This window comes from Mesorhizobium sp. M7D.F.Ca.US.004.03.1.1 (assembly GCF_003998635.1).
In the GTDB taxonomy this organism is placed as follows: Bacteria; Pseudomonadota; Alphaproteobacteria; order Rhizobiales; family Rhizobiaceae; genus Mesorhizobium; species Mesorhizobium loti.
Genome location: NZ_RZQG01001535.1, coordinates 1 through 787, shown reverse-complemented (window position 1 = coordinate 787; position 787 = coordinate 1). Strand labels below are relative to the sequence as shown.

The following is a 787-nucleotide window of genomic DNA, read 5'->3' as shown; positions in this document are numbered from 1 at the left end:
ACCCAATGTTTGGTTCGGTCCGGGGGTAAAGATCGCCACGGGAGCCAAGATCCATGCCTTCAGCCATATCGAGGGCGCCACCATCGCCTCGAATTGCGATGTCGGGCCGTTCGCGCGGCTGCGGCCGGGTGCCGATCTCAAGCAAAAGGCCAAGGTCGGCAATTTCTGCGAGGTTAAGCAGGCTGTTATCGAGGAGGGCGCTAAGGTCAACCATTTGACCTATATCGGCGACGCCCGCGTCGGCGCGGGCGCTAATATCGGCGCCGGCACCATCACCTGCAACTATGACGGCTACTCGAAATTCTTCACCGACATTGGCGAGGGTGCTTTTGTCGGCTCGAATTCGTCGCTGGTGGCGCCAGTCACCATCGGCAAGGGCGGCTACATCGCCTCGGGCAGTGTCATCACCGAGAGCGTGCCACAAGACGCGCTGGCCTTCGGCCGTGCCCGCCAGAAGACAATTCCTGGCAAGGGCAAGGAATTGCGCGAGCGCTTTGCTTCGGCCGCGGCTGCGAAGAAGAAGGCTACCGGCTCCGACCATTAGACGACGAGCAAGGCTACCGCAAAAGATGAATGGTCGACCACCGCAGCGGTGAAAAGCCGAACAATTTGGGTAACCCGATTGCAAGAGCGGTCTGTCATAGTGCATGCGTGCAAAAATCGTTCCGTTACACGTGACGAAATGCAATGTGACTTTCGCGGCAGGCCGGCCATCCCTAAATAGCGCTGGTTTTCCACGGGGAAGCGGGGACTGTCTGCATGTGCGGTATTGTTGGAATCGTCGGCC

2 protein-coding genes are annotated in these 787 nt (G+C 59.2%); one reads left to right on the top strand and one right to left on the bottom strand.

The features are described 5' to 3' along the window. Positions 1 to 544 (top strand): DapH/DapD/GlmU-related protein (locus EN935_RS38490; protein WP_281040415.1); only part of this gene is annotated, 544 nt, incomplete at its 5' end. Here EN935_RS38490 and EN935_RS41675 read toward each other — a convergent pair. Next, the coding region (locus tag EN935_RS41675; RefSeq protein WP_206534705.1) for a hypothetical protein at positions 541 to 787 on the bottom strand (247 nt) is incomplete at its 5' end. The genes EN935_RS38490 and EN935_RS41675 overlap by 4 nt on opposite strands.